Annotated in this window: 1 protein-coding gene; it reads left to right on the top strand. The window is 68.8% G+C overall.

Annotated elements, in window-relative coordinates:
* Positions 1–166 precede the first annotated feature (166 nt).
* On the top strand, positions 167–388 hold the full coding sequence (locus OTB19_RS43185) for a hypothetical protein (protein WP_267804333.1): 222 nt from the start codon (positions 167–169) through the stop codon (positions 386–388).
* Positions 389–736: the final 348 nt, after the last annotated feature.

The raw sequence follows: 736 nt of genomic DNA, 5'->3' as shown, positions 1-736 counted from the left end.
ACCTCCGACCTGGACGATCTCCTGGCCAGGCTCGACCAGCACACCGCCGATCACCCAGAAGAATCCTCCGCCGCCAAGGCCGCGTGATCAACCCCCGAAGGACTTACGACGCAGACCACTTAGCGTCAGCCGGGTCCGCTCCAGGCATGATCCGAAAGGCTCGACCATGAAGCGCATCGCCCGTGGCCTCACCCTGGCCTGCATGACCGCCGCCCTCCTGGCCCCCGTGACCGGCACCGCCTCCGCCGCGCCCCAGGCGCAGGCGCAGGCGCAGGGCAGTCACGACGACCAGCGTGAGGACTGCAACTGCCGCGACACCTACAACGGCTACCACCATGGGGGCTTCAACAACGGCTACTACGGCGGCGGCATCGGGCTTGGACCGTAATCCTCTAACCTCGAGCATCGATACTCTCAGCACCGCATTAGTCGGCTCGCGGGCCGCCACGTTACTGACACCGCGCCGGCACCGAGCGAGGGCGCATGCCGAGCCTCACGGCTCGGTGACCGCACGGCCGCCCCGTCATGCCCGGCCGGTGTCCCAGCCGCCGCGCCCCAGCCCCTCCCGAGGCGGCCAGGGCGCGGCGCCGCTGTTTCTCCCCGTGCGACGCGGAGCCTGTCAACGTGATCAAGGCAGGTGAAGTGTTCTATCGCTGTGCCGGGATCGTTTGATCGTCGGGCCTGGGGTCGTCGGGCTTGTTGATCCAGGCGGCCATGGGGAGCTTCGGCGGTTCGG

This window comes from Streptomyces sp. H27-H5 (genome assembly GCF_026627505.1).
Classification (GTDB): Bacteria; Actinomycetota; Actinomycetes; order Streptomycetales; family Streptomycetaceae; genus Streptomyces.
This window is presented reverse-complemented; position numbering and strand designations above follow the sequence as displayed.

What these genes read in the sequence shown, in the direction of transcription:
- OTB19_RS43185 (WP_267804333.1), top strand. Translation starts at nt 167, where the DNA reads ATGAAGCGCATCGCCCGTGGCCTCACCCTGGCCTGCATGACCGCCGCC.